This is a genomic window from Amycolatopsis sp. GM8, from assembly GCF_021653975.1.
Taxonomy (GTDB): Bacteria; Actinomycetota; Actinomycetes; order Mycobacteriales; family Pseudonocardiaceae; genus Amycolatopsis_E.
The window spans coordinates 842,848-866,768 of the sequence record NZ_JAJKFK010000003.1 but is presented as its reverse complement, the minus strand read 5'-3'; the positions used below and the strand labels follow the sequence as shown (position 1 = coordinate 866,768).

General features: G+C 69.7%; 24 protein-coding genes. 18 read left to right on the top strand and 6 right to left on the bottom strand.

Annotated elements, in window-relative coordinates; genetic code table 11:
* Positions 1-42 precede the first annotated feature (42 nt).
* Both LOZ83_RS17470 and LOZ83_RS17465 read left to right on the top strand, forming a co-directional pair.
* Positions 43-738: a DUF998 domain-containing protein gene (locus LOZ83_RS17470; RefSeq protein ID WP_236791832.1), complete on the top strand. Its 696-nt coding sequence runs from the start codon at positions 43-45 to the stop codon at positions 736-738.
* Positions 732-2,753, top strand: coding sequence for a glycosyltransferase (locus tag LOZ83_RS17465; RefSeq protein ID WP_236791831.1), 2,022 nt, complete (start codon positions 732-734; stop codon positions 2,751-2,753). Before LOZ83_RS17470 ends, LOZ83_RS17465 begins: the two co-directional genes overlap by 7 nt.
* On the opposite strand, the gene LOZ83_RS17460 is transcribed toward LOZ83_RS17465, so the two are convergent.
* The gene (locus LOZ83_RS17460; protein ID WP_236791830.1) at positions 2,714-3,409 is read right to left on the bottom strand and encodes a response regulator; all 696 of its coding nucleotides are present in this window, start codon (positions 3,407-3,409) and stop codon (positions 2,714-2,716) included. The genes LOZ83_RS17465 and LOZ83_RS17460 overlap by 40 nt on opposite strands.
* A complete protein-coding gene (locus LOZ83_RS17455) occupies positions 3,406-4,995 on the bottom strand; it encodes a sensor histidine kinase (protein WP_236791829.1) in 1,590 nt (529 codons plus the stop codon). The genes LOZ83_RS17460 and LOZ83_RS17455 overlap by 4 nt, the downstream gene beginning before the upstream one ends.
* A 233-nt stretch (positions 4,996-5,228) precedes the next feature.
* Here LOZ83_RS17455 and LOZ83_RS17450 point away from each other — a divergent pair, with 233 nt between their 5' ends.
* From LOZ83_RS17450 to LOZ83_RS17415, 8 genes are all read left to right on the top strand, one after another.
* Entirely contained in the window at positions 5,229-6,044 is an 816-nt protein-coding gene (locus LOZ83_RS17450) for an ABC transporter ATP-binding protein (RefSeq protein ID WP_236791828.1), read from the top strand.
* On the top strand, positions 6,041-6,904 hold the full coding sequence (locus tag LOZ83_RS17445) for an ABC transporter permease (protein WP_236791827.1): 864 nt from the start codon (positions 6,041-6,043) through the stop codon (positions 6,902-6,904). The genes LOZ83_RS17450 and LOZ83_RS17445 overlap by 4 nt, the downstream gene beginning before the upstream one ends.
* A 32-nt stretch (positions 6,905-6,936) precedes the next feature.
* Positions 6,937-7,980 (top strand): ABC transporter substrate-binding protein, encoded by a 1,044-nt coding sequence (locus LOZ83_RS17440; RefSeq protein WP_236791826.1) that lies wholly within the window; start codon positions 6,937-6,939, stop codon positions 7,978-7,980.
* A 133-nt stretch (positions 7,981-8,113) separates the two neighbouring features.
* Positions 8,114-8,944, top strand: a complete 831-nt coding sequence (locus tag LOZ83_RS17435) for a hypothetical protein (RefSeq protein ID WP_236791825.1) — start codon at positions 8,114-8,116, stop codon at positions 8,942-8,944.
* Positions 8,945-9,058: 114 nt separating this feature from the next.
* Positions 9,059-9,973, top strand: a complete 915-nt coding sequence (locus tag LOZ83_RS17430) for an ABC transporter ATP-binding protein (protein ID WP_236791824.1) — start codon at positions 9,059-9,061, stop codon at positions 9,971-9,973.
* Positions 9,970-10,788 carry an ABC transporter permease subunit gene (locus LOZ83_RS17425; protein WP_236791823.1) on the top strand — a complete coding sequence of 273 codons (819 nt, stop codon included), beginning with the start codon at positions 9,970-9,972 and terminating at the stop codon, positions 10,786-10,788. Before LOZ83_RS17430 ends, LOZ83_RS17425 begins: the two co-directional genes overlap by 4 nt.
* 19 nt (positions 10,789-10,807) lie before the next feature.
* Positions 10,808-11,998 carry a sensor histidine kinase gene (locus LOZ83_RS17420; RefSeq protein WP_236791822.1) on the top strand — a complete coding sequence of 397 codons (1,191 nt, stop codon included), beginning with the start codon at positions 10,808-10,810 and terminating at the stop codon, positions 11,996-11,998.
* Positions 11,995-12,660 carry a response regulator transcription factor gene (locus LOZ83_RS17415; protein ID WP_236791821.1) on the top strand — a complete coding sequence of 222 codons (666 nt, stop codon included), beginning with the start codon at positions 11,995-11,997 and terminating at the stop codon, positions 12,658-12,660. The genes LOZ83_RS17420 and LOZ83_RS17415 overlap by 4 nt, the downstream gene beginning before the upstream one ends.
* Positions 12,661-12,672: 12 nt before the next feature.
* Here LOZ83_RS17415 and LOZ83_RS17410 read toward each other — a convergent pair whose 3' ends face one another.
* The 4 genes from LOZ83_RS17410 to LOZ83_RS17395 all read right to left on the bottom strand — a co-directional run bounded on the left by LOZ83_RS17410 (position 12,673) and on the right by LOZ83_RS17395 (position 15,665).
* A complete protein-coding gene (locus LOZ83_RS17410; RefSeq protein WP_236791820.1) occupies positions 12,673-13,626 on the bottom strand; it encodes an NmrA family NAD(P)-binding protein in 954 nt (317 codons plus the stop codon).
* Positions 13,627-13,647: 21 nt separating this feature from the next.
* The gene (locus tag LOZ83_RS17405) at positions 13,648-14,448 is read right to left on the bottom strand and encodes an SDR family NAD(P)-dependent oxidoreductase (protein WP_236791819.1); all 801 of its coding nucleotides are present in this window, start codon (positions 14,446-14,448) and stop codon (positions 13,648-13,650) included.
* Positions 14,449-14,519: 71 nt separating this feature from the next.
* Positions 14,520-15,311 (bottom strand): 3-(cis-5,6-dihydroxycyclohexa-1,3-dien-1-yl)propanoate dehydrogenase, encoded by a 792-nt coding sequence (gene hcaB / locus LOZ83_RS17400; RefSeq protein ID WP_236791818.1) that lies wholly within the window; start codon positions 15,309-15,311, stop codon positions 14,520-14,522.
* A 45-nt stretch (positions 15,312-15,356) separates the two neighbouring features.
* Positions 15,357-15,665 carry a bifunctional 3-phenylpropionate/cinnamic acid dioxygenase ferredoxin subunit gene (locus LOZ83_RS17395; protein ID WP_236791817.1) on the bottom strand — a complete coding sequence of 103 codons (309 nt, stop codon included), beginning with the start codon at positions 15,663-15,665 and terminating at the stop codon, positions 15,357-15,359.
* A 248-nt stretch (positions 15,666-15,913) separates the two neighbouring features.
* Between LOZ83_RS17395 and LOZ83_RS17390 the strand changes: the two genes are divergently transcribed.
* The 8 genes from LOZ83_RS17390 to LOZ83_RS17355 are packed head-to-tail and all read left to right on the top strand — an operon-like array spanning position 15,914 to position 23,896.
* Entirely contained in the window at positions 15,914-16,837 is a 924-nt protein-coding gene (locus LOZ83_RS17390; protein ID WP_236791816.1) for an alpha/beta fold hydrolase, read from the top strand.
* A 2-nt stretch (positions 16,838-16,839) separates the two neighbouring features.
* The gene (locus LOZ83_RS17385; RefSeq protein WP_236791815.1) at positions 16,840-18,621 is read left to right on the top strand and encodes an NAD(P)/FAD-dependent oxidoreductase; all 1,782 of its coding nucleotides are present in this window, start codon (positions 16,840-16,842) and stop codon (positions 18,619-18,621) included.
* A complete protein-coding gene (locus LOZ83_RS17380; protein ID WP_236791814.1) occupies positions 18,614-19,768 on the top strand; it encodes a CaiB/BaiF CoA-transferase family protein in 1,155 nt (384 codons plus the stop codon). Before LOZ83_RS17385 ends, LOZ83_RS17380 begins: the two co-directional genes overlap by 8 nt.
* 16 nt (positions 19,769-19,784) lie before the next feature.
* A complete protein-coding gene (gene fabG / locus LOZ83_RS17375; RefSeq protein WP_236791813.1) occupies positions 19,785-20,549 on the top strand; it encodes a 3-oxoacyl-ACP reductase FabG in 765 nt (254 codons plus the stop codon).
* Positions 20,546-21,298 (top strand): fumarylacetoacetate hydrolase family protein, encoded by a 753-nt coding sequence (locus LOZ83_RS17370; RefSeq protein ID WP_236791812.1) that lies wholly within the window; start codon positions 20,546-20,548, stop codon positions 21,296-21,298. The genes fabG and LOZ83_RS17370 overlap by 4 nt, the downstream gene beginning before the upstream one ends.
* Positions 21,295-22,380: a hypothetical protein gene (locus tag LOZ83_RS17365; protein WP_236791811.1), complete on the top strand. Its 1,086-nt coding sequence runs from the start codon at positions 21,295-21,297 to the stop codon at positions 22,378-22,380. Before LOZ83_RS17370 ends, LOZ83_RS17365 begins: the two co-directional genes overlap by 4 nt.
* Complete coding sequence (locus LOZ83_RS17360) at positions 22,377-22,964, top strand: UGSC family (seleno)protein (RefSeq protein ID WP_236791810.1); 588 nt, start codon at positions 22,377-22,379, stop codon at positions 22,962-22,964. The genes LOZ83_RS17365 and LOZ83_RS17360 overlap by 4 nt, the downstream gene beginning before the upstream one ends.
* Complete coding sequence (locus tag LOZ83_RS17355) at positions 22,961-23,896, top strand: NAD(P)/FAD-dependent oxidoreductase (RefSeq protein WP_236791809.1); 936 nt, start codon at positions 22,961-22,963, stop codon at positions 23,894-23,896. The genes LOZ83_RS17360 and LOZ83_RS17355 overlap by 4 nt, the downstream gene beginning before the upstream one ends.
* The last annotated feature ends 25 nt before the right edge of the window (positions 23,897-23,921 follow it).

Genomic DNA, 23,921 nt, shown 5'->3' with positions numbered 1-23,921 from the left:
GGTTCTTAATGTTTCTTCATCTGGACCGGAAATCCTCGCACTGTGACCCTCGTCGACAGTCCCCGCCAAACGGCCGGACCGCCCGAAAACGACGCGGTGCGCGGTGGGGCGTCTTTCTGGGGTGCGGCCGCGCTCGGCGCGTTGAGCACAGCCGTCGCCGGCACGCTGTGGCTGCACGTTGAGCTCGCCACCAGGGTCGATCCGGTCAGCCAGGTCATCAGCGACTACGCGCTCTCCGGTGGCGCCGGGTGGTTCGCCGGCAGCGCCGCCGCCCTCGCCGGTGCGATGGTGCTGCTGACGATCGGTCTGCTGCGCGCGGGAATCCCGCTCAGCACAGGCTTCTTCGTCCCGGCGAGCGGATGGTGTCTCGGCCTGACCGTGTGCATGTTCGTGCCCACCGACCCGACCGGCGGTTCCCGAACCGTCGGCGGGGCGGTGCATCTCGTCGCCGGAGCGGTGCTGTTCGTATGCCTGCCCTCGGCACTGCGTGCGCTGACCGTCCACTGTGGACCTAGGCATGCGGACCTCGCGGCGCGGCTTCGCCGGTGGACGCGATGGTGCTGGGGCACGCTCGCCGTGTTCGCGGCCACCCAGGTCTGTGTCGTGTTCTCCGGTCCTGGAGCCTATTTCGGCCTTCCGGTCCAAGGCCTGTGCGAGCGGCTGGCGCTCGCCACCTACATCGCCGCGATGTCCCGGCCGGCGATCGTCCTGTTCCGACTCGAGAGGAAGCCATGCTGATCATCGCCATCGGGTGCGCGGTCGCCGCGGCGGTCGGCTACGCGCTCGCCAACCATCTGCAACACACCTCGGTCCGCGCGGTCACCGCCGGCCCTGAGCTGACTTTCCGCGGGGTGCGGGCGATCCTGCGGGTCGCATCGTGGCGCTGGAGTGTGCTGCTCCTCGCCGCGGGCGCGGCCCTGCACGTGCTCGCGCTGACGATGGCCCCATTGGTCGTGGTGCAACCCATCGGCGTGCTGTCGCTGGTGGGCACCGTCCTGCTCGCCAAGGTCCGCCTCACCCGGGGTGTCCTCGCCGGGATGGTGCTGACCGTGGGTGGGGTGGCCGGGTTCGTCGGGCTTTCGGCGTCCGCGACCACGACCGCTACCCGGCCTGATCTGCTGGTGGCACAGTGCGTTCCCGTCCTGGCCGTGGTGCTGGCGGCCGCCGCGCGCCGGGCCGGCGCGCGGACCAGGTGCGTGCTGCTGGCCGGCGCCGGAGCGCTGCTGTTCGGGTTCACCTCGGCACTGGTCCGCGTGCTCACCCAAGGGCAGCTGGGCGGCCTGCTGCCGGTGGTGGCGGCCGAGATCGTGGTCGCGGCGCTCGCCGGGAGCTGGTTCGTGCACCAGGCGCACGCCCGGGGATCGTCCGCGGTCGTGGTGGCGACGACGACCATCGTCGATCCGGTGGCCGCCATTCTGATCGGGATCGTGGCCTACGGCGAGGCGGGCAGCTCATTTCTCACGATCGCGGTTTTGCCCGCGGCGGCCGCGATCGTGGGTTTGCTCGTGCTCGCGCGTGTGGTGCCGGAGCCCCCTTTTCCCGCCGGGCGGGAATTCCATAACGGATCCCTGCGCACAGTCGTCGCCGCGGACACCTATCCTCCCGACATCAACGGTGCGTCGCATTTCGCGCACCGCCTCGCCGCCGGGCTCGCCGCGCGCGGTCATGACGTCCATGTGCTGTGCCCGTCGACCACGAGCCGGGACCGGACCGAGGTGGCCGACGGCGTGGTCGTGCACCGCATCGGCGCGCTCCGCACGCCGTTCCACCCGACGTTCAGGGTCTGCACTCCCTGGCGCGTCGCCCGGACCGTCCCGGCGCTGCTGAAGGACATCCGGCCCGACCTCGTGCACAGCCAGGCGCACTTCGTCGTCGGCAGGCGCGCGGTCCGCGCCGCTGCCGCGGCCGCGATCCCAGTGGTCTCGACCAATCACTTCATGCCGGAGAACCTCGTCGGCTACGGGCTTCCGCGCTGGTCCCACCGGCTGTTCACACGACTGGCCTGGTGGGACCTGACCCGGGTGCTCGAACACGCGTCCGCGGTCACCGCACCGACCCCGCGCGCCGTCCGGCTGCTCGAAGACAATGGTCTCGATCGGCCGGCAACCGCTATTTCGTGTGGTATCGACCGCACTCACTTCGCCCCCGCACCGGCCACAGTGGACGGCGGCGCGACCATTCTGTTCGTCGGCAGGCTGGACGCGGAGAAGAACGTGCACGAGCTGCTCGAAGCCGCGGCCGCGTTGCCCGCGGACCTCGAGGCGATGGTCGAGTTGGTCGGGGACGGCAGCGAACGCGACCGGCTCGAACAGCTCGCCACTCGCCTGGGCGTCACGGATCGCGTCACGTTCCGCGGCTTCGTCACCGAGGACGAACTCGTCCGCGCCTACCAGTCCTGTGCCGTGTTCTGCATGCCAGGAACGGCGGAGCTGCAAAGTCTCGCGACCATGGAGGCCATGGCCGCGGGCAAGCCGGTCGTCGCCGCGGACGCGATGGCCCTGCCGCACCTGGTCCAGCCGGGCCGCAACGGCTGGCTCTACCAGCCTGGTGACGTGGCCGGGCTGACCAGGGCGCTCGGCGACGTGCTGAGCGACCGCGCGGTACGCGACACGATGGGACGAGTGAGTTCGGACCTGATCGCGGCGCACGACATCCAGAACACGTTGGCACGCTTCGAAGAGCTGTACCGCGATGTCCTGATGCCGAATTCCCGTCAGACGGTCTTGGTGACCTCCTCCGCCGGTACCGCGTAACGGTGCACGGGGCGCCCGGCGTTGCCGTATTCGAGGCTCAGCTCGACCAGGCCGCGCCGGTGCAGTTCGTTGAGATAGCGCTGGGCGGTCGGCCTGCTGATACCCAGCTGCGCCGCCAGACCGCTGGCCGCGAGCGCCACCGGCGACCGGCGGACCGTCTCCAGCACGTTCTTCATCGTGGGCGTGAGAACCTCGGCGGGTGCGGACGGTGCCGGTCCGCGCAGCATGCTGTAGAGCGTGTCCACCGTGGTCTGATCGGCTTCGCCGGGCCGGAACGCACGTGCGCGCCACTGGCGATACGCCTCGAGCTGGGCGCGCAACTGGGGGAGTCCGAACGGTTTCACGAGGTAGTAGACGGCGCCGAGGCGCATCGCCGTGCGGACCGTGCTCAGGTCACGCGACGCGGTGATCACGATGCAGTCCGGGCCTGGCGCGTCTTGGGATCTCAGTCCTTTGAGGACACTCAGCCCGTCTTCGTCGGGAAGGTAGATGTCCAGCAACACCAGCTCCGGGCGTAGCTCGGCCACCGCCTTGCGGGCGTCGCGGGCGGTCTGCGCGGTGCCGGCGCACCGGAATCCGGGGATGCGGTCGATGCTGGCCGCGTGGATCGCGGCCACACGGTAGTCGTCGTCCACGACGAGGGTCCTGATCGTCATGAATGCTCCAGCTGCCGTTCGCCGGCCGGGATCGTCACGTCGAAGCGGGCCCCGGGACCGGGCGTCACCATGATCGTGCCGCCCGCGCGGCGCACCAGCCGGTGCACCAGTGCCAGCCCCAGCCCGCGGCGCATGCCGCCGCGAGCGGACTTGGTGGAGAAACCGTCGGCGAAGATTTCGAGCAACGCCTCCGCCACGATTCCCGGGCCGGTGTCGTGCACGCTCATCGTCACGACCCCGTCCGAGTCGTGGACGTGTACTTCGACGGTGCGAGGTTCGGCGCGCCCGGCGACCGCTTCGACCGCGTTGTCGATGAGGTTGCCCAGGACGGTCACGAGGGTGTTCGCGTCGGCCGACGGCAAATCGAGGTGGGAGCCGGGGCTGACGGTGAGCCGCACGTCCCGCTCCGCGGCGATGGTCACCTTCGCCATCAGCAGGGCCGCGAGTTCGGGCGGCGCGATCCGGGCCCGCAAGTCGATACCCTGCGGGCCGGGCGCGTGGGAGATCTCCGTGAGGTAGCGAGCGGCTTCGCCGGTCTCACCGAGTCCCAGCAATCCCGACAGGACGTGCAGGCGGTTGCTGAACTCGTGCTCCTGCGCACGCAGCGCGTCGGTCAGCCCGGTGACGGCGTGCAGTTCGCGGATCAGCCCTTCCAGTTCGGTGCGGTCTCTCAAGGTGATCACCGAGCCCGCGCCGCGCCCGGCCAGGACCACCGGCATTGTGTTGACCACCAACAAGAACTCGTCGGTGAGGACGATCTCGTCGCGCGCGTCGTGGCGGCCGTCCAGCAGGTCTCGCAGCCGCCCGGGTGCCAGCACTTCGTGCAGCGTCCGGCCTCGTGCCGGGCCGGCGATGCCCAGCAGGCGCCGGGCTTCGTCGTTGATGACTTCGACGCGCCCGGCGGGATCGAGGCCGAGCACACCTTCGCGGATACCGTGCAGCATCGCCTCCCGTTGCTGGAGCAGGGCCACGATTTCCGACAGCTCCAGCCCGAACGTGGCGCGTTTGATGCGGTGCGCGAGCCACCACGACGCGACCGTGCCGATGGTCAGCGCCAGCGCGGAGTAGAGCACCACCCAGAGCGCGTCGTTGGCCAGCTCACTGGAGACCTGCTCTTCGAGCAGACCCACCGACACCTGGCCGACGATCGTCCCGTCCGTGCCACGCAAGGGAACGCGGGCGTTGGCCGACCGGCCGAGGCTGCCGTTGTCGATACCGAGGTGCGCATTCCCGTCCAGGGCGGCGACGGGTTCCTCGATACGTTGCCCGATCAGGTTCACGTTCGTGTGGGACAGGCGCAGCCCGGTGCGATCGGTCACCACGATGTAGGCCGCCCCGCTGGCGAGCCGGACCTGTTCGGCCGTTCGCTGGACAACGTGGTCGGCGTCGGCGCCGGGCACGGCCTCGCGGATCTCCTGCATCTGGGCGACGGTGTTCGCGATCGCCAGTGCGCGCTGGCCGTACTGGGCGTCGAGCGTTTCCCCGGTGAGTTTGACGTAGAGCAGCGCGCCCGCGGACACGGTGGCCAGCAGGATTCCCAGCACCGCCACCAGGATCTGGGACGCCAGCGGCCGGGTTCGCCACATGACCACTCCGCTCCGCCACTCGTCACAGGGGCTGTCAGGCATGACACCACGGCCGGCGAACGATGCCAAGGATCGCGGCGTGAAAAGTCCGGAACATCCGATTGTCCGCTGAACTTTTCGAGCAAAACCACGGCAAACGAACTCCATGACGGGTATCGCGCACAACGTTTTCCCCGGACGGAGCCGCTTCTAGCGTTCATTTCCACACCCGACCCACCGGAAAGGACGGCAGCGTGGCCGCGATCGAACTGCACGAGGTGACGAAACGCTTCGCCACCGAGGGACCGGAACCCTACACGGCCCTGCGAGCGGTGGACCTCGATGTCGCGCCGGGGGAGTTCTGCGCTGTCGTGGGGCCGACCGGATGTGGCAAGTCCACCATGCTCACGCTGGTGGCCGGTCTCGAACGGCCGTCGGAAGGAACGGTGCGCGTGCACGGATCCCCGGTCTCCGGTATCACGCCCGAGGTCGGTTTCATGTTCCAGACCGACGCGATCCTGCCGTGGAAAACAGTGCTGGACAATGTGGCCGCGGGACCACGATTTCGCGGTGTCGGCAAACGCGAGGCGTTCACCGACGCCCGTGACTGGATCCGGCGGGTCGGGCTGAGCGGTTTCGAAGGCCGGTACCCGCACCAGCTCTCCGGGGGGATGCGCAAGCGCGTGGCGCTGGCGCAGAACCTCATCAACGAACCCCGGATCATCCTGATGGACGAGCCCTTCAGCGCGCTCGACGTGCAGACGCGGGCGAAGATGTCGACCGAACTGCTCGCGCTGTGGGACCTGACGCGCCCGGCCGTGGTCTTCGTGACCCATGACCTGGAAGAGGCGATCGCGCTCGCCGACACGGTCGTCGTGCTCACCGCCGGCCCCGCCGCCACCGTCAAGGCCCGTTTCCCGATCGACCTTCCCCGGCCACGCGTCGTGCAGGAGATCCGGTTCGACGCGCGGTTCGTCGATCTGTACCAGCAGATCTGGGACGCGCTGCGGGCCGAGGTGGACCGGGCCTACTCCCAGGTCACCGCCACCCCCGGACAGGAGGATTCATGACCGCCCGGCTCGAGGACGCCCCCACCACGTCCACCAGCCGCGGCCGCCGGCCACGGCGGCGCGGTCCCGGTACGCGCGCCGCCCTGGTGCACATCACCCAGGTGCTGGTGCTGCTGATCGTGGTCGGTGGCTGGCAACTGCTCGTGCAGGGCGACCAGAAGGCGATCATCCTTTATGGACTGCCCTCGGGCATCTACGACCGGCTGCGGTCCTGGGTCACCGAAGGCACCGCGATCGGCTCACTCGGCAGCCAGATCTGGATCACGCTGCAGGAGGCGCTGATCGGCTTCGTCATCGGCACCTTGCTCGGCATCGTCTGCGGTATCGCGCTCGGGCGGATCCGGTTCCTGGCCGACGTGTTCGGACCGTTCATCAAGGTGCTCAACGCCATTCCGCGCATCGTGCTCGGCTCGGTGTTCGTACTCGCGTTCGGGCTGGGTCTCGAGTCGAAGATCCTGCTGGTGATCGTGCTGGTGTTCTTCGGCGTCTTCTTCAACGCCTTCCAGGGCACGCGTGAGGTCGACCGCAACTTCATCGCCAACGCGAGCATCCTGGGCGCGTCGCGCTGGCAGGTGACCCGCCAGGTCGTGCTGCCCTCGGCGTTCACCTGGATCATCGCGAGCCTGCACGTGAGCTTCGGGTTCGCGCTCATCGGCGCGATCGTCGGCGAGTTCCTCGGTGGCTACGCCGGACTCGGCGTCCTCATCAAGAACGCCCAGGGAACCTTCGACGCCAACGGCGTCTGGGCCGCGATGGTGATCATGGCGATCGTCGCGCTCATCGCCGAATGGCTCATCACCCGCCTCGAGCGCCGGCTGCTGCGCTGGCGCCCCGCCCAGCTCACCGGCCCCGATCTGTGACCCCGCAATCCCTTCGAGCAAAGGAGCTCATCGTGCACAAGAAGAAATGGCTGGCGGTCGTCGCGGCAGCGGCGCTGACCGTGACCGGCTGCGCCTCGACCGCGAGCCAGAACGCGGGCACCGGCTCCGGCGGCGGTGGTGGTGGCACGCCGGTCAGCATCATGGTCGGCGGGCTGAACAAGCAGATTTACCTGCCGTTCATGCTCGCCCAGCGCCTGGGCTACTACCAGCGGCAGGGGCTCGATGTCACGCTGCAGGACGAGGGCGCGGGCGTCGACGCGACCACCAACATGGTCGCGGGCAAGGTCGACGGCGTGGGCGGGTTCTATGACCACACCATTGCCATGCAAGGGCTCGGTCAGTCGATGGAATCGGTGGTCTCGATGCTCACCACACCCGGCGAGGTCGAGTTGTGCCGCAACGAGGTCAAGGGGCAGATTCACTCGCCAGCCGACTGGGCCGGCCGCAACCTCGGCGTCACCGACCTCGGCTCGTCCACCGACTTCCTGACCCAGTACCTGGCACAGAAGAACGGCACCGACCCGTCGAAGATCCACCGTGTCGGCGTGCAGTCCGGTTCGACCCTGATCGGCGCACTGCAGCACGGCAACGTCGACTGCGCCATGACCACGGAGCCCACCGTGTCCACCGCACTCGCCCAGGGCGCCGCCTACATCCTGCTGGACATGCGCACCGCGCAGGGCACCGCCGAGCAACTGGGCGGCCAGTACCCGGCGACGTCGCTGTACCTGACGACGTCCTATGTGGACAGCCACCCGGACATCGTGCAGAAGCTGGTCAACGCCTACGTCGACACGCTCAAGTGGATCCAGGCGCACAACGGTGCCCAGGTGGCCGACGTGATGCCGGCCGACTACTACGCGGGCTCGGGCAAGGACGCCTACGCGAAGGCGTTCGACAACGAGAAGGGCATCTACAACCCGACCGGGCTGATGCCGCCGAACGGCCCGCCGACGAACCTCGCCGTCCTGCAGGCGTTCAACCCCGATGTGAAGGGCAAGAACATCGACCTGAGCAAGACCTACACCGACAAGTTCGTCCAAGCGGCGAAATGAGGCCGCCCGGACAAGATCACCCGGACGTGGGGACCGTCTAACTACCTGCTGTCTCTCAATTTGCCTCCCGCTAACTTCCGCGCGAATACCTTCAGTGACCAGGTGAACGGCCACCGTTTCGCTGGGAGGGCAGATGCAGGCCGGACGTTCCGGCGGCGGTTACGTGCAGCGCAAGCTGCCGCACGTAACCGCCTTGTTCTGGGCGCTGAAGATCGTCGCTGTCACATTGGGGGAAACCGCCGGCGACCTCGTCGGGATCACTCTCAAGACCGGCTACGTAGTCACCGAGCTGATGTTTCTCGGCTATTTCCTGATCGTGCTCGCGCTCCAGATCGTGAGCCGCCGGTTCCGGCCGGTGCTGTTCTGGGCGGTCGTGCTCGGCACCAGCATGGTCGGCACCGAGTTGTCGGACCTGCTCGATCGCGGACCCGGCCACGGGAGCGCCGCGAACGGCGTCGGCTACGGGTGGGGCGCGGTGATCCTCACCAGCCTGCTCGGGCTCATCTTTCTCGTGTGGTGGCGCACCGGGCAGACCTACGACGTCGAGAACATCGCCAGCCGCAAGGGCGAGATCCTTTACTGGACGGCGATTCTGGTCTCGAACACACTCGGCACCGCCAGTGGCGACTGGCTGTCGGACGACACCGGACTGGGCTTCCGCACCGCGTTCCTGATCATCGCGGGCATCATGGTGCTCATCATCGCCGCGCATTACCTGACCGGCATCAACACAATGCTGCTGTTCTGGCTCGCGTTCATCCTGACCCGCCCGCTGGGCGCCGCCGGCGGGGACGCGCTCACCAAGCCCGCCGACGAGGGCGGCCTCGGGTGGGGCACGGTGTGGGGCTCGGCGGCCCTGTTCGGCCTGCTCGCCGTTCTGGTCGCCTACCAGTCCCGCCAGATCCGGCGGCACCCGCCGGCCCCGCTGCCCGCCCCGGCCGGCGACGTGCGACTTTCGGCGTAGCGGGTAGGCCCGAGGGTGGACGGCTCCGGGCAGTGGATTCACCCCCGGGAGGGTCGTCCCCGGCCTGCCACCGGCCTAGCTTTTCCATGCCACAGGCGGAAAAAGGGGTAAGGCATGATCGAAGCTCAGGCACTGACCAAGAGATACGGCGAGAAGCTCGCCGTCGACGACCTCACCTTCACGGTGAAACCCGGGGTGGTGACCGGCTTCCTGGGGCCGAACGGGGCGGGCAAGTCCACCACCATCCGGATGATCATGGGGCTCGACGCGCCCACCTCCGGGAGCGTGCTGGTGAACGGGCGGCGCTACGCCGAGCACACCGCGCCGCTGCGCGAGGTCGGGGCACTGCTGGAGGCGCGCGCCGTCCACACGGGACGGTCCGCCTACCACCACCTGCTGGCGCTGGCGGTCAGCAACGGCATCCCGCGGCGGCGGGTGGACGAGGTGATCGACCTGGTCGGCCTGGAAGCGGTGGCGCGCAAGCGGGTCGGCGGCTTCTCGCTGGGGATGGGACAGCGGCTGGGCATCGCGGCCGCGATGCTCGGCGACCCGGCGACCCTGGTGCTCGACGAACCGGTGAACGGCCTTGACCCGCAAGGGATCCTCTGGATCCGGAACCTGCTGCGCGGGCTCGCGGCCCAGGGGCGCACCGTGTTCGTCTCCTCGCACCTGATGAGCGAGATGGCGCTCACCGCCGAGCACCTGATCGTCGTCGGGCGCGGCCGGCTCATCGCCGACACCTCGGTGACCGAGTTCATCGAGTCGGCTTCCAGCAGCGCGGTCCGGGTCCGTAGCCCGCAGGCGGCGCGGCTGCGCTCGCTGCTGGCCGGGCCGGACGTGGCGGTCACCAGCGAGGAGGACAGCGTGCTACAGGTTTCCGGGATGACCGCGGCGGACATCGGCCTCGTCGCGTTGCGGGAACAGGTGCCCCTGGAGGAGCTGACTCCGGTGCGGGCTTCGCTGGAGGAGGCGTTCATGGAACTGACCGACGACGCCGTGGAGTACGGCACGGAGAGGAAGGCGTCATGACCACGACGGTTCCCGCCGCCGCGCCCATGCCGGGTGCCCGGGTGACCCAGTCCCGGGTACTGGCCTCGGAATGGGTGAAGTTCCGGTCGCTGCGCTCGTCCTACATCGCGCTGGCCGCCGCCCTCGTGGCGATGATCGGCTTCGCCGTCCTGGTCACCACGGTGCTGGTCAACCGCTGGCCCCACGCGACGCCCCAGGAGAAGGCCCATTTCAACGCGACCGACAGCAGCCTGAGCGGCTTCTTCCTGGCGCAGCTGATCATCGGGGTGCTCGGCGTGCTCGTGATCAGCGGCGAGTACGGCACCGGGATGATCCGGGCGAGCCTGTCCGCCGCGCCGCGCAGGCTGCCGGTGTTGTGGGCGAAGCTCGCCGTGTTCGCGGGAATCACCTTCGTGGTGACGGTCGTCGGCTCGTTCGCCGCGTTCTTCTCGGGCCAGGCGGTGCTGTCCTCGCAGTACCTCCAGACGACGCTGGCCGGGCCGGGCGTGCTGCGCGCGGTCATCGGCACGGCTCTGTACCTGACGGTGGTCGGCCTGCTCGGGGTGGCGCTGGGCTGGATCCTGCGGCACACGGCCGGTGCGATCGCGACACTGTTCGGCCTGCTGCTGGTGCTGCCCGCGCTGGTTTCGGCGCTGCCGGACAGCTGGTCCAGCAAGATCGACCCGTACCTGCCGAGCACCGCGGGGCAGGCGGTCACGGCGGCGGTGCCGGATCCGGCGGATCTCGCGCCCTGGACGGGATTTGCCGTGTTCGCCGGATATCTCGTGGTCGCCGTCGTCGTCGCCGCGGTCTTGCTGCGGCGCCGGGACGCCTGACCCGCGGGATGATGTCCGCATGACGGAACCGACGGCCACGCGCCTGCTGAGCTTGTCGCGGCTGCGCGCGTGGCCGCGCCGGCATCCGCTGGCTGCGGACGCTCTGCTCGCCGTGGTCGTCGCTCTCGCCATGGTGGGCCGGGACCGGTTCGAGGTGTTCACCGAGCAGTTCCCGTGGTCGGTGGTGTTCGGCGTGCTGCTCGTCGTGCCACTGGTGTGGCGGCGGCACGCCCCGCTCGTGGTGTTCGGCTGGATGGCCGTCGTCGCGGCGGTGCAGTGGCTGGTCTGGCAGGTCGTGGTCGCCGACGCCGCGCTGCTGATCGCGCTCTACACCGTCGCCGTCCTTTGTGGACGGAAGACCGCGCTGGCGGCCTGGGGCCTGCTGGAGCTCGGGATCCTGCTCGCGGCCCTGAAATGGGCGCCGGGCTCGGATGTGGCCGACGTGTTCGTGTTCCTGTCGGGACTGGCGACCGCGGCGTTCGTGCTCGGCCGGAACGTGCGTACCCGGCGGGCCTACCTCGCCTCGCTGGAGGACCGGGCGCGCCGCGCCGAGCACGAACGCGATCAGCAGGCCCAGCTCGCGGCCGCGGCCGAACGGGCCCGGATCGCCCGCGAGATGCACGACATCGTGGCGCACAATCTGTCCGTGATGATCGCGCTCGCCGACGGAGCGGCCTTTGGTGCCCGCGGCAACCCCGAGCAGGCCGAGGCCGCCGCCCGCCAGGTCTCGGCGACCGGCCGCCAGGCGCTGGGTGAGATGCACCGGCTGCTCGGCGTGCTCCGCGGTGAGGGACAGGAACCATCCCGCGCGCCACAGCCCGGGATCGAGCAGCTCGACGAGCTGATCGGCCAGGTGCGCGCGGCCGGCCTGCCGACCTCGCTGACCGTGACCGGCACCTCGTTCCCGCTCTCGCCCACCGCGCAGCTCGCGGTCTACCGGCTGGTGCAGGAGGCGCTCACGAACGTGCTCAAGCACGCCGACACCCCCGGCGAAGCCTGGGTGCTGCTGCGCTACCGCGATCCCGTCGTCGAGGTCGAGATCGGCGACAACGGGCACGGCCGCCCGGTCGCCTCCACCGTCAACGGGCACGGGCTCGCCGGCATGGCCGAACGCGCCGCCATGTTCGACGGGCACGTCGTGGCCGGCCCCCGGCCCGGCGGCGGCTGGCGGGTGCGCGCGGAACTGGCGTCGGGGCGGCTGCCCTCGTGACCACCAGCGTGCTCATCGTCGATGACGAACCCTTGCTGCGACTGGGTTTCCGGCTGGTGCTGGAGTCCCAGCCGGATCTGACGGTGGTGGGCGAGGCCGCCGACGGCGCGGCCGCGCTGGCGCGGACCGGGGAGCGGGATCCCGACGTGGTGCTGATGGACGTCCGGATGCCCGGCATGGACGGGATCGACGCCACCCGGGCGATCGTGCGCGACCACCCGCGTTCGAAGGTGCTCATCCTGACCACCTTCGATCTCGACGAGTACGCCTTCGCCGGGCTCAAGGCCGGGGCGAGCGGTTTCCTGCTCAAGAACGTCCCGCCGGAGGACCTGCTCTCGGCGATCCGCGCGGTCGCGGCCGGGGACGCCGTCGTCGCCCCCAGCGTGACCCGGCGGCTGCTGGACGCGATGGCCGGTCAGCTGCCCGATATGGGCGGCCGCGCGGAACCGGACCCGAGGCTGGCCCGGCTGACCGACCGCGAGATCGAGGTGCTCACCCAGCTCGCCGGCGGCCTGTCCAACGCCGAGATCGCCGCCGTGCTGTCGGTTTCGGAGGCCACCGTGAAGACCCACGTCGGCCGGCTACTGGGCAAACTCGACCTGCGGGATCGGGTCCAGGCGGTGGTGTTCGCCTACCAGATCGGGCTCGTCAAACCACGATGAAGCCCGCCGGGCTCACCGGCCGGATTCTCGCGTCTTCCTCGCCCAGGTCTCGAGGTCGAGCGGGGTGATGCCGAACTTCTCCAGGTGCTCGCGCCGGGCCGTGGGCGGGACGTCGCGGTTCCACTCGCTCGCCTGCACGATGGGGGCGACCATGCCCTTGGCCAGCGCCTGTTCGGGCGACATCGGCAGCTCCGGAGGCAGGATCTCCTCGTCCCAAGCGCGCGACAGCGCGGCGGCGATCTCGTCGAAGGTGAGCACGTCACCCGCCAGTTCCAGCTGGACGCCGTTGAACCGCTCGGGGTCCGCGATCGCGGCCGCGGCCGCGCGGCCGATGTCTTCCACCGCGACCAGCGCGTAGACGCTGTCCGGGTTGACGGCGGCCATCAGCCGGTTGCTCGTGCGGTCCTCGAAGTACACCGACGGGCGCAGGAACATCTCCATGAACGTCGACGGGTAGAGGATGGTCCAGGCCAGGAAGCCCGCCTTCCGGACCAGGTCGTTGACGTCCTCCTTGCTCTCCCAGTACTCGCTGATCGGCGCCACGGCCTCGTGGTACGAGCGGTGCCAGCGGCCCTCGTCCCAGCCGGGCGCCGAGGTGTGGCCGCCGGCGCCGGACACCGACGTCTGGACGAAGTGGGGCACCCCGGCCGTCACAGCCGCCGGGATCAGGTTGCGCGCGTGGACCCGTTCGGCGTCGGCGGCCGGGTTCATCATGTCCGGTGTGAGGGCCGAGAAAACCGCCCGCACCCCGGTGCACGGCTGCACGAGGGAATCCGCGTCGTAGAGGTCACCGACCGCCAGGCTCGCCCCGAGCTCGACGAGCGCCTTGGCACGCTCGGAGCCGGGGTCGCGAACCAGAGCGCGGACCGGGATCCCGGCGGCGAGGAGCGCACGTGCGGTCGACCCGCCCTGCTTCCCGGTCGCCCCGACGACGAGGACCGGGGCGTCGTTTCCTTGCTCGCTCATCTGTTCCTCCATGTCTGGCGCTCAGAACGCCGTGTAGCCGCCGTCGACGACCAGGGTGTCGCCGGTGTGGTAAACCGATGCGTCGGACGCGAGGTACACCGCGATGCCGGCGAAGTCCTCGCTCGTGCCCCAGCGCCGCACCGGCACGCGCTTGAGGATCGCGTCCTGCACGTCCGGGCGGTCGAAGCTGCCCGCGGTCATCTCGGTGCGGATCCAGCCGGGGATGATCGTGTTCGCCCGGATGCCGTACCGCCCGAACTCGACGGCCAGCCCCTTGGTGACCGGGATGAGCGCGCCCTTCGCCGCGGCGTACGACTGCAGCGTGGGCGCTCCCCGGACGGCGGAAACGCTCGAAGTAGTCACCAGCGAGCCACCGGGGTCGCCGTCCTTCGCCCGCGCGACCATGTGCCGCGCCACCTCGCGCAAGGTCCACAGCGCGCCTTCGAGGTCGATCGCCAGCACCCGATGCAGCTCGGCGGCGTCGAGATCGAGGAACTTGGTGCGGCCGCCCACGCCCGCGTTCGCGAACACCGAGTCGATGCGGCCGAGGGAGGCGACCGTGGCCTCGACGGCGGACGTCACCGCATCGGCGTCGCTGACGTCGACCACGGCGGCGTGCACCTGGGCGCCGCACTCGGCCAGCCGTGCCGCGGCCTTGTCGAGCTTCGCGGCGTCCCGGCCCCAGATCGCGACCGCGGCGCCGGCCCGAGCGAGACCCTCGGCCATGCCGAGGCCGATCCCGCCGTTGCCTCCCGTGACCAGCGCGACCTTGCCGGTCAGATCGAACGGTGCGGACCCGGTGCGCTGACCCCTCGCTGTCATGGTGGCGATGGTCGCCGGTGCCCCGGGGTCCGGTCGAGCGCCGCGTTCTGCGGTGCGGACCCGGGATTCCGTCACTGCTGCCCGCGACGCGGCGTGCCCACCGCGCTGATGTCGAACACGGTGCCGGTCACGGTGAGGGCGTCCCGGCTCGACGCCAGCAGGGCGTAGGTGCCGACGTAATCGGCCGGGTCGATGGCTCGCTCGAGTGCCGAGTACTTCTCGAGATAGTCCTGGATCGGCATGTCCTTGATCTGCCGCTCGTCGAGGCCCAGTGACTTCGGGCCGCTCAAATTGGTGGCCATCCCGCCCGGAGCCACGCCGTTCACTCGGATCTCGGGCGCCAGCTCGTAGGCCAGCTGTCGCACGATGCCGAGCCCGGCGTGCTTCGTCGCGGTGTAGAGGACGCCGCCGCCCTGCGGGTAGAAAGACGCGTTGGAGAGCGTGAGGATGATCGCGCCGCGCGATTCCCTGAGCGCGGCGGCCGCCGCCTTCGCGCCCAGCAGGTAGCCCAGCACGTTCACCGTGAACAGGTCGTGGAACCCGGCTTCGAGCTCGTCCGGGGACAGATCGACCAGGGTCCGGCTGAAGTCCCACAGGCCGACGTTGCCTATGAACACGTCGAGCCGGCCGAACGCCTCCACGGCCGCGGCGACGGCCCGCTCGTTGTCCGCGTACGAGGTGACGTCACCGGTCACGGCGACCAGGTCGCTGTTGCCGATTTCGCCCAGTGAGGCCACTTTGCCGGGGTCCCGTTCGAGGACCACGAGCCGCGCGCCCTCGTCGAGAAAGCGGTCCACGATCGCCCGCCCGACACCGGAGCCGCCGCCGGTGACGAGAACGACCCGGCCCTCGAGTCCGCCCATGGAGCGCCGTCCTTCCGTCTGGTTCCTGGTTCCTGATCGCCGCGGTCAGTCGGGGAGGTCGACGAAGACGTCGTCGCCCTCGACCTTGACGGCGTAGGTGGCCACCGGGCAGGTGGCCGGGAGGCTGAGCACCTCTCCCGTCCTGATGCAGAACTTCGCGAAGTGCCACGCGCACTCGACGACATCACCTTCCACGTAGCCGTCCGCCAGCGACGACTCGTCGTGGGTGCAGGTGTCGTCGATCGCGAAGTATTCGCCGTCGACGGTGAAGAGCGCGATCGGGCGAGCTCTTTCGAGCTGGTAGCCCTCGCCCTCCTCGAGGTCGGACGTAGCGCACGCCTTTGTCCAGGTCACGTGTTCCTCACAGCTGCCGTTGATCAGGCATTGACCAATCTGATACCTGAGATACCATATCTCAAGCGTTCACGATCGCCACTCCCGACCTGCCGGGACGGGCGCTCATCCGGGGTCCATCAGACGGAACGGCTTCATTGTCCCGGCGCGCCGGGCGTTCGCATGATCGATGAACCGGGTCCACCAGGACCAGAACCTCAGCAACTTCTCCTGACAGCCCGACCGAGCGCGAAGACGAGGAGGCCCGGGTGGGATCGACCCCCCACGACATGCGAAACGAGGTGCCCCGGTCGGTCCTGGCGAACGGGATCAGCCTGTGCTGTGCGACCTACGGCGATCCGGCCGATCCGCCGCTGCTGATGATCATGGGCCAGGGCACCCAATTGGACGGCTGGGACCGGGGTTTCGTCGACGAGCTCATCGGCTCGGGTTTCTTCGTGATCCGGTTCGACAACCGTGATGTCGGGTTGTCGCAACGGATCGACGGAAACCCTGATCTCGCGGCGATTCGCGGCGGCGACCTGAGCACACTGCCGTACACCCTCGACGACATGGCCGCCGACGTTGTGGGCCTCCTCGACGCGCTCGGCCTGGACCGTGCCCACCTCCTCGGCGCGTCGATGGGCGGGATGATCGCGCAACTGGTCGCGATCCGCTGGCCGGAACGGGTGCTGTCGCTGTGCTCGATCATGTCCAGCACCGGTGACCGGGCCGTCGGCCAGCCGGACCCCGACACCATCGCGCTGATGCGCCGCCCAGCCCCGCCCACCCGCGAGGGCGTCGTCGAGGCGGCGGTGGAGCGGTCACGCGCGCTTGCCGGCAGCGGCTTCCCGTTCGACGAAGAGGCGGCGCGGACCAAAGCGGCCGCGGCCTACGACCGCGCGCACGACCCGGCCGGCCGGCTCCGCCAGCAGGCGGCCGCCATCGCCGCCGCGGACCGGACACCCGCACTCCGCGGCCTCCGGGTGCCCACGGTCGTCATCCACGGGACCGACGACCGCCTGGTCGGCATCAGTGGCGGCCGGGCGACCGCGGACGCCGTGCCGGACGCCCGGTTCGAAGTCATCGACGGAATGGGTCACGGCATCGTGCGCGGAGCCTGGCCCCAGATCATCACGGCGGTCCGCCGCAACGCGGCCCGCGCCACCGCAATTCCAGGAGACGTCAGGTGACAGTGACAGGCCAGAGGGACACGAAGGCGCTCGGGTTCGACCCGGATGTGCTCCGCGAGAAGTACCGGATCGAGCGCGACAAGCGGCTGCGTGAGGACGGCGCACGCCAGTACCAGGCGCTCGAGGGCGAACTCGCGCGTTTCATCGACGACCCCTATACGCCGAGAACCGAACGCGAGCCCGTCTCCGACCACGTCGATGTCGCCGTCATCGGCGGCGGGTTCGGCGGGATGCTCCTCGGCGCGCGCCTGCGCGACCTGGGCTACACGGACATCCGGCTCGTCGAGCAGGGCGGCGATTTCGGCGGCACCTGGTACTGGAACCGCTACCCGGGCGCCGCCTGTGACACCGAGGCCTACATCTACCTCCCGCTGCTGGAGGAGACGGGCTACATACCGAGCGAGAAGTACGTGAAGGCGCCCGAGATCCTGGCGCACTGCCACCGGATCGCCCGCCACTACCGCCTTTATGACAAGGCGCTGCTCCAGACCCGGGTCTCCGGTGTCACCTGGAGCGAGGCGGACGGCCTCTGGACGGTGGAGACCGACCGCGGCGACCGGTTCACCGCGCGGTACGTCTGCATGACCGCGGGGGCGATGCAGAAGCCCAAGCTCCCCGGCGTGCCCGGGATCGAGAGCTTCCGCGGCCACACGTTCCACACGACCCGGTGGGACTACGCCTACACCGGCGGGGACAGCACCGGGGGGCTCGAGAACCTCGCCGACAAGAAGGTCGCGATCGTCGGCACCGGTGCCACCGCGATCCAGGCGGTGCCCCATCTCGGCGCGAGCGCGGGCCACCTCTACGTCGTCCAGCGCACCCCGTCGGCGGTCAACGCGCGCAACAACCGGCCGACCGACCCGGCCTGGGCCGAGACGCTCAAGCCCGGCTGGCAACGGGAACGGATGGACAACTTCTCGACCTTCGTCGCCGGTGGCGACGCCGAGACGGACCTGGTCAACGACGGCTGGACCGCCATCTACCGGCTCCGCACGCTCAGCGGCGGCGTCCTGGACGAGATCGACGACTTCACGAAGATGGAGGAGATCCGGGGGCGGGTGGCCGCCATCGTGCGCGACCCCGCGACGGCGGAGGGGCTGAAGCCCTGGTATCGCGCGCTTTGTAAGCGGCCCTGTTTCAACGACGAGTACCTCGAGACGTTCAACCGGCCGAACGTGACCCTGCTCGACACCGACGGTCAAGGCATCGAGCGCGTCACCCCGACCGGGATCGTGGTGGCCGGCACCGAGTACGACGTCGACTGCCTCGTTTTCGCCAGCGGGTTCCAGGTGGCCGCGCCGTTCGCGACCCGGCTCGGCTACGACGTGACCGGCCGCGGCGGACGGAAGCTGAGCGAGAAGTTCAAGACCGGGATCTCGACGCTCTACGGGATGCAGACCAACGGTTTCCCGAACTTCTTCATCGTCGCGCTCAACCAGGTCGGTGTGAGCTCGAACTTCGCCCATGTGCTCGACGTGCAGAGCCGGCACGTCAGCCAGGTCATCCACGAGGCCGACAGCCGGGCGGCCCGGGCCATCGAGGTGGACGTGGCGGCCGAGGAGGCCTGGGTCCAGACCGTCTTCGACTCCTCGCGCGCCAACCTCGAATTCCTCGAATCGTGCACCCCCGGCTACTACAACAACGAGGGCAAGCCCAACGCGACCGCCTCCCGGCGCAACGGGGCCTACGGGCCCGGGATCGTCGCCTTCGACCACCTCATCAGCGCCTGGCGCGCCGAGGGGTCGTGGGAAGGGCTGATCTTCGAATCGACCGAAAATGGCTGACCTGCCACCGGTCGCCGGGCCGCTGTCCGGGCTGGTCGTCGCGGACTTCTCGCGCATCGTCGCCGGGCCCTATTGCACCATGCTGCTCGGCGACCTCGGCGCCGACGTGATCAAGGTCGAGAGCCGGGCCGGCGACGACACGAGGACGTTCGTGCCGCCGGTGCGGGGCGACGAGTCGACGTACTACATGGCCGTGAACCGCAACAAGAGATCCATCGCGCTCGACCTCGCGGACGAGGCCGACCTCGCCGCGGCGCGGAGTCTCGCGCACCGCGCCGACGTGTTCGTGCACAACTTCAGGCCCGGCGGCATCGAGCGGTACGGCCTGGGGTACGAGGATGTGGCGGCGGTCAACCCGGCCGTCGTCTACTGCGCCATCAGCGGGTTCGGCAGTCGCGAGGGTGCCGCCCTGCCGGGCTACGACCTGCTGATCCAGGCCGTGTCGGGGATGATGGCGATGACCGGCGAGGCCGATGGCGCCCCGCTGCGGGCCGGGATCTCCGCCATCGACGTGATGACCGGGCTGCACGCGACGGTCGCGGTGCTCGCCGCGCTGAACCACCGTGGCCGGACCGGCCAGGGCCAGTTCGTCGAGCTCGACCTGTTGACGAGCGCGTTGTCGTCGATGATCAACCAGTCCTCGGCCTACGTCGCCGGGGGCGTGGTGCCCCAGCGGATGGGGAACGAGCATCCCAGCCTCTTCCCGTACGGCCCGTTCCCGACGGCCGACCGGGAGCTGATCATCGTCGCCGGCAACGACCGCCAGTTCCGGACGCTCTGCACCGCGCTGGGCCGGCCGGATCTCGCGGCGGACCCGCGGTTCGCCACGGTCGGGCTGCGCAACCGGCACCGCGAGGAGCTGCGCCCCGAGCTGGCGAGCGTGCTGGCCACGCGCGGCGCCGACGAGTGGGCCGAGCTGCTCACCGGCGCCGGCCTGCCCTGCGGGCCGATCAACGACGTGCGTGGCGGGGTGGAGCTGGCGACCCGGCTCGGTCTCGACCCCGTCGTGGACGTCGAAGGGGTGCCGATGGTCCGGAACCCCGCCACCTACTCACTCACCCCGCCGCAGTACCGCCACCGCCCGCCCGCGCTGGACAACGCGGGCGAGGAAATCCGGGCGTGGCTGGCATCCCGTGCGTCAAGCTGAGAAAGGACGAGCTGCTGTGTTCGGCAAGGACAGAAACCCGGTCGCGATCGTGACCGGAGGTGCCCGGGGGATCGGTCGCGGGGTCGCGAACCGGCTCGCGGCGGACGGCTGTGCCGTCGCCGTCCTCGACCTCGACGAGAAGGCGTGTGCCCCGGCCGTCGAGGAGATCGAAGCCGCCGGCGGCAGGGCGCTGGCCGTCGGCGCGGACGTGTCCGTTGTGGAGGATGTGGGGGCCGCGGTCGATCGCGTGGTCGCGGAGCTCGGCGAACCCACGGTGCTGGTCAACAACGCCGGCATCGTCCGCGACAACCTGCTCTTCAAGCTCCAGCCCGACGAGTGGGACGCCGTCATCAATGTCCACCTGCGCGGCGCCTACCTCATGTCGCGGGCCACCCAGAAGTACATGGTCAGCGCGGGCTGGGGCCGGATCGTGAACCTGTCCAGCACGTCCGCGCTCGGCAAGAAGGGCCAGGCCAACTACGCCGCGGCGAAGTCCGGGCTGCAGGGGTTCACCAAGACGCTCGCGATGGAACTCGGGAAGTTCGGGATCACCGCCAATGCCGTGGCGCCCGGGTTCATCGTCACCGACATGACCCGCGACACCGCGGTCAGGATCGGGATGCCGTACGAGGACTACACCGTCATGCGGGCCGCCGAGATCCCGGTCGGCCGGGTGGGCCAGCCGGAGGATATCGCCGCTGCCGTCTCGTTCTTCGTCCGCGAGGAGGCCTCGTTCGTCTCGGGACAGGTGCTCTACGTCGCCGGGGGACCGAAGGCATGAAGATCGGGCGCGTTCTGCTCGGCTCCGGTGAGGAGGTCTGGGCCCGGCTCGACCGGGAGCACTCGGTCGAATTGCGCGACCTCGGGGACCTCCGCCAGGAGGGTCGCGACCTGGGCCCGGCCGACGGGCTCACCGTCGTCAAGCCGGTCACGCCGACCAGCACCGTGGTCTGCCTGCTCGGCAATTGGAAGGGCCGGGACGGCCGCGACGGCCCGAGCTTCTTCATCAAGCCGACCAGCTCACTGATCGGCGACGGCGACACGATCGTGCTGCCCGAGAGCTGCCCCACCGTCGTCTACGAGCCCGAGATCGCCGCGGTGATCGGCCGGACCTGCCGCGGTGTCACCCCGGCCGAGGCGCGCGCCCACGTCGTCGGCTGGACCTGCGTCAACGACGTGACGGCCACGGACCTCGGCGTGACGACCAACTTCCCGTTCCTCCCGGGGAAATCCTTCGACACGTTCGGCGTGCTGGGCCCGGTCGTCGAGACCGAACTCGATCCGGACGACGCGCCGTTGCGGGCCCGGATCAACGGCCGGGTCGTCACCGACACGGTCACCTCGCTGATGAACTGGTCGACCGACGAGGTGATCAGCTGGATCAGCGGGTTCATGACGCTGCGCCCCGGCGACCTGGTCTGCTTCGGCACGCCGCCGGACCTCGAACCCCTCGGGGACGGCGATGTGGTCGAGGTCGAGATCGAGGGCATCGGGACACTGCGGAACCCCGTCAGAAGGAGTAACCAATGAAGGTGGCTCAGACGATCGCCGGCGAGTCGGAGGACGAGATCGGCCGCGATTTCGCCTCCCGGGGCTGGACCGATCACCTCCCGGTGACGGTGCCGACCCAGGACCGGGTGGATCACTTCCTGGCCGCGGTCGACGCGGATCCCGACGAGGTACTGCTGGCTGTCGAGGAGAGCCGCCGCGAGGTGACGGTCCGCCTGGCGGCCGTCAACGCTGTCCTGGCCGGCTGTGCGCCGGAGCAGTTCCGGGTCGTCGTGGCCGCGGTCCGTGGCTGGGCCGACTCACGCTGGGGGTCGGGCGACCGCACCTACTTCTACATGAGCAATGCCAGCACGGGCGGCGCCGCGCAATTGACCGTGGTGAACGGACCTGTGCGCGGCGAGCTGGGCATGAACAGCGGCACCAACGTCTACGCCCCCGTGGCGCACGCCAATGTCGCCATCGGACGCGCCCTGCGGCTGATCATCCGCAACGTGCTCGGGTTCCTGCCCAGCACCCTGGACCAGGCCACCCAGGGACATCCCGGCAAGGCCGGGTTCTGCATCGCCGAGAACGAAGAACAGTCGCCGTGGGAGCCGCTGCACGTCGAGCGTGGGTTCGCCGCCGGCAGCAGCACCGTGATGGTGATGAGCGCGCGCGGACCGGAGCCGGTCGAGAACCGGATGAGCGGCAGCGCCGAGGGGGTCCTGTTCACCATCGCGGACACCTTGTCCAGGCTCGGCGCGATGGTGCCCGGCGGCCCGGTGGTGGTCGTCATGGGACCGGAGCACGCGGATCTCGTCGGTTCCAAGCACGGCTGGTCCAAGCAGGAGGTCAAGCAGTACCTCTACGAGAACTTCCGGCGCCCGGTGGCCGATCTCGAACGGGCCGGGCTCGCGATCCGCCCGGATCCACTGCGCGATCGCAGCGAGGGAGGAACGGCCTATCGCTACGGCGCACGGTGCCCGGACGACATCGCGCTGATCGTCGCCGGCGGCCGCAACGCGGGGATTTCCTCCGTCATCACCAGCTGGTGCTATTCGACGCCGCCGGGCGAGTTCATCCTTTCGCCGGTCGAACAGCGAAGTGGAAAGGCCGACAAATGACGATCGAAGCTCTCATCCCGGTGCCAGTGGATTCGGTGGCACAAATGAACATCGCGCCGCGGCCGACGAGCAGGAAGGGCCTGGTCGTCGGTTTGCTCGCCAACACCAAGCGCAACGCGCCCGAATTGCTGCAGGCCGTGGCCGGCCTTTTGAGTGACGAACTGCCCGGCGCCGAGGTCATCGGCCCGGTGATCACCGCCGGTGTGATGCTGCCGTCCAGTGAGCAGCTGGCCGACCTGATCGATCGCTGTGACGTCGTGCTGACCGGGCTGGGTGACTGCGGCTCGTGCTCGGCGACCACGCTGCACGTCGCCACTGATCTGGAGATCAGCGGCGTGCCCACGGTCGCGATCTGCACCGAGCCGTTCCTGGCCTCCGGCGCGGCGATGGCGAAACGCCGGGGAATCCCGGGTTACGAGTTCGCGCGCGTCCAGCATCCGGTTTCGAGCCTGGAGGCGAGCGAGATCGCCGAACGCGCACAGGAGGCTTTGCCGCAGGTCCTATCATTGCTCGGCATCGACGGGTTGAAGGCCGCTGAGCTGCGCGAAGGCCTGGTTTCCGGTGTCGATGGGCCGGCCCAATGAGCGCGCCGGAGGTCCTCGATGTGGCAGTCGTGGGCGGTGGCATCGCGGCATTGACCGCCGGGCTGTTCGCCGCCGGTTTCGGTCTCCGCACGGCCGTCCTGACCGAGATCGTGCTGGGCGGCGAGCTCATCAACCTGGAGGAGGTCGACCGCTATCCGGGGTTGACCGAACCCGTCTCCGGCAGCGAACTCGCGAGCAGGGTCGAGGCGCAGGCGGTCGAGGCGGGCGCGGAATTCGTCTTCGACGATGTCACCGGTATCTCCCGTGAATCCGGCGGGTTCCTCGTGGCGGGCCTGTCGGACACCACACGCGCGGCGACCGTCATCCTCGCCACCGGCGCCAAGCGGCGCAAACTCGGGGTCGCGGGTGAGGACGCGCTCGAAGGACGGGGAATCTCCTACTGCGGGACCTGCGACGGACCGTTCTTCAAGGATCGGCCCGTGGCCGTGGTGGGTGATGACGACTTCGCCGGGCGTGAAGCATTGGTGGTCGCGCGCTACGCGTCCGACGTCACCCTGATCACGAGCCGGCCCGATCCGCAGCTGGCATCCGCGACCTACCAGGCCATCGAGGCGAGCGAGCGGATCAGGGTTCTGCCCAATGCCGAGGTGACCGAGGTGCACGAATCCGGCGGGGTGCTGACCGCGGTTCAGGTTCGCGACGTGGGATCGGCGGCCGTCACCGACCTGTCGCTGGCCGGCCTGTTCGTGAACAGCGGGATGGCGCCGAACACGGGCCTGCTGGAATCGCTGCTCGACGAGGACGCCGGCTGCGGTGTCGTGGTCGACGCTGGGATGCGCACCCCCGTGCCCGGCCTCTTCGCGGCAGGCGGCGCACGCCGGGGCTTCGGGGGTTATGCGGTGATGGCCGCCGCCGACGGCGCCACCGCCGCGACCTCGGCCCGAGACTTCCTGCGAGACCAAGCGGAGTGAGTGCTGCGCGAGGAGAGCGTCACCG

Excerpts from the sequence above, each read along its gene's own strand:
- LOZ83_RS17360 (WP_236791810.1), top strand. The coding sequence starts at position 22,377 with ATGACGATCGAAGCTCTCATCCCGGTGCCAGTGGATTCGGTGGCACAA.
- LOZ83_RS17365 (WP_236791811.1), top strand. The coding sequence starts at position 21,295 with ATGAAGGTGGCTCAGACGATCGCCGGCGAGTCGGAGGACGAGATCGGC.
- LOZ83_RS17445 (WP_236791827.1), top strand. The coding sequence starts at position 6,041 with ATGACCGCCCGGCTCGAGGACGCCCCCACCACGTCCACCAGCCGCGGC.
- LOZ83_RS17460 (WP_236791830.1), bottom strand. The coding sequence starts at position 3,409 with ATGACGATCAGGACCCTCGTCGTGGACGACGACTACCGTGTGGCCGCG.
- LOZ83_RS17410 (WP_236791820.1), bottom strand. The coding sequence starts at position 13,626 with ATGAGCGAGCAAGGAAACGACGCCCCGGTCCTCGTCGTCGGGGCGACC.
- LOZ83_RS17425 (WP_236791823.1), top strand. The coding sequence starts at position 9,970 with ATGACCACGACGGTTCCCGCCGCCGCGCCCATGCCGGGTGCCCGGGTG.
- hcaB (WP_236791818.1), bottom strand. The coding sequence starts at position 15,311 with ATGGGCGGACTCGAGGGCCGGGTCGTTCTCGTCACCGGCGGCGGCTCC.
- LOZ83_RS17430 (WP_236791824.1), top strand. The coding sequence starts at position 9,059 with ATGATCGAAGCTCAGGCACTGACCAAGAGATACGGCGAGAAGCTCGCC.
- LOZ83_RS17420 (WP_236791822.1), top strand. The coding sequence starts at position 10,808 with ATGACGGAACCGACGGCCACGCGCCTGCTGAGCTTGTCGCGGCTGCGC.
- LOZ83_RS17380 (WP_236791814.1), top strand. The coding sequence starts at position 18,614 with ATGGCTGACCTGCCACCGGTCGCCGGGCCGCTGTCCGGGCTGGTCGTC.
- LOZ83_RS17465 (WP_236791831.1), top strand. The coding sequence starts at position 732 with ATGCTGATCATCGCCATCGGGTGCGCGGTCGCCGCGGCGGTCGGCTAC.
- LOZ83_RS17355 (WP_236791809.1), top strand. The coding sequence starts at position 22,961 with ATGAGCGCGCCGGAGGTCCTCGATGTGGCAGTCGTGGGCGGTGGCATC.
- LOZ83_RS17405 (WP_236791819.1), bottom strand. The coding sequence starts at position 14,448 with ATGACAGCGAGGGGTCAGCGCACCGGGTCCGCACCGTTCGATCTGACC.
- LOZ83_RS17370 (WP_236791812.1), top strand. The coding sequence starts at position 20,546 with ATGAAGATCGGGCGCGTTCTGCTCGGCTCCGGTGAGGAGGTCTGGGCC.
- LOZ83_RS17435 (WP_236791825.1), top strand. The coding sequence starts at position 8,114 with ATGCAGGCCGGACGTTCCGGCGGCGGTTACGTGCAGCGCAAGCTGCCG.
- LOZ83_RS17455 (WP_236791829.1), bottom strand. The coding sequence starts at position 4,995 with ATGTGGCGAACCCGGCCGCTGGCGTCCCAGATCCTGGTGGCGGTGCTG.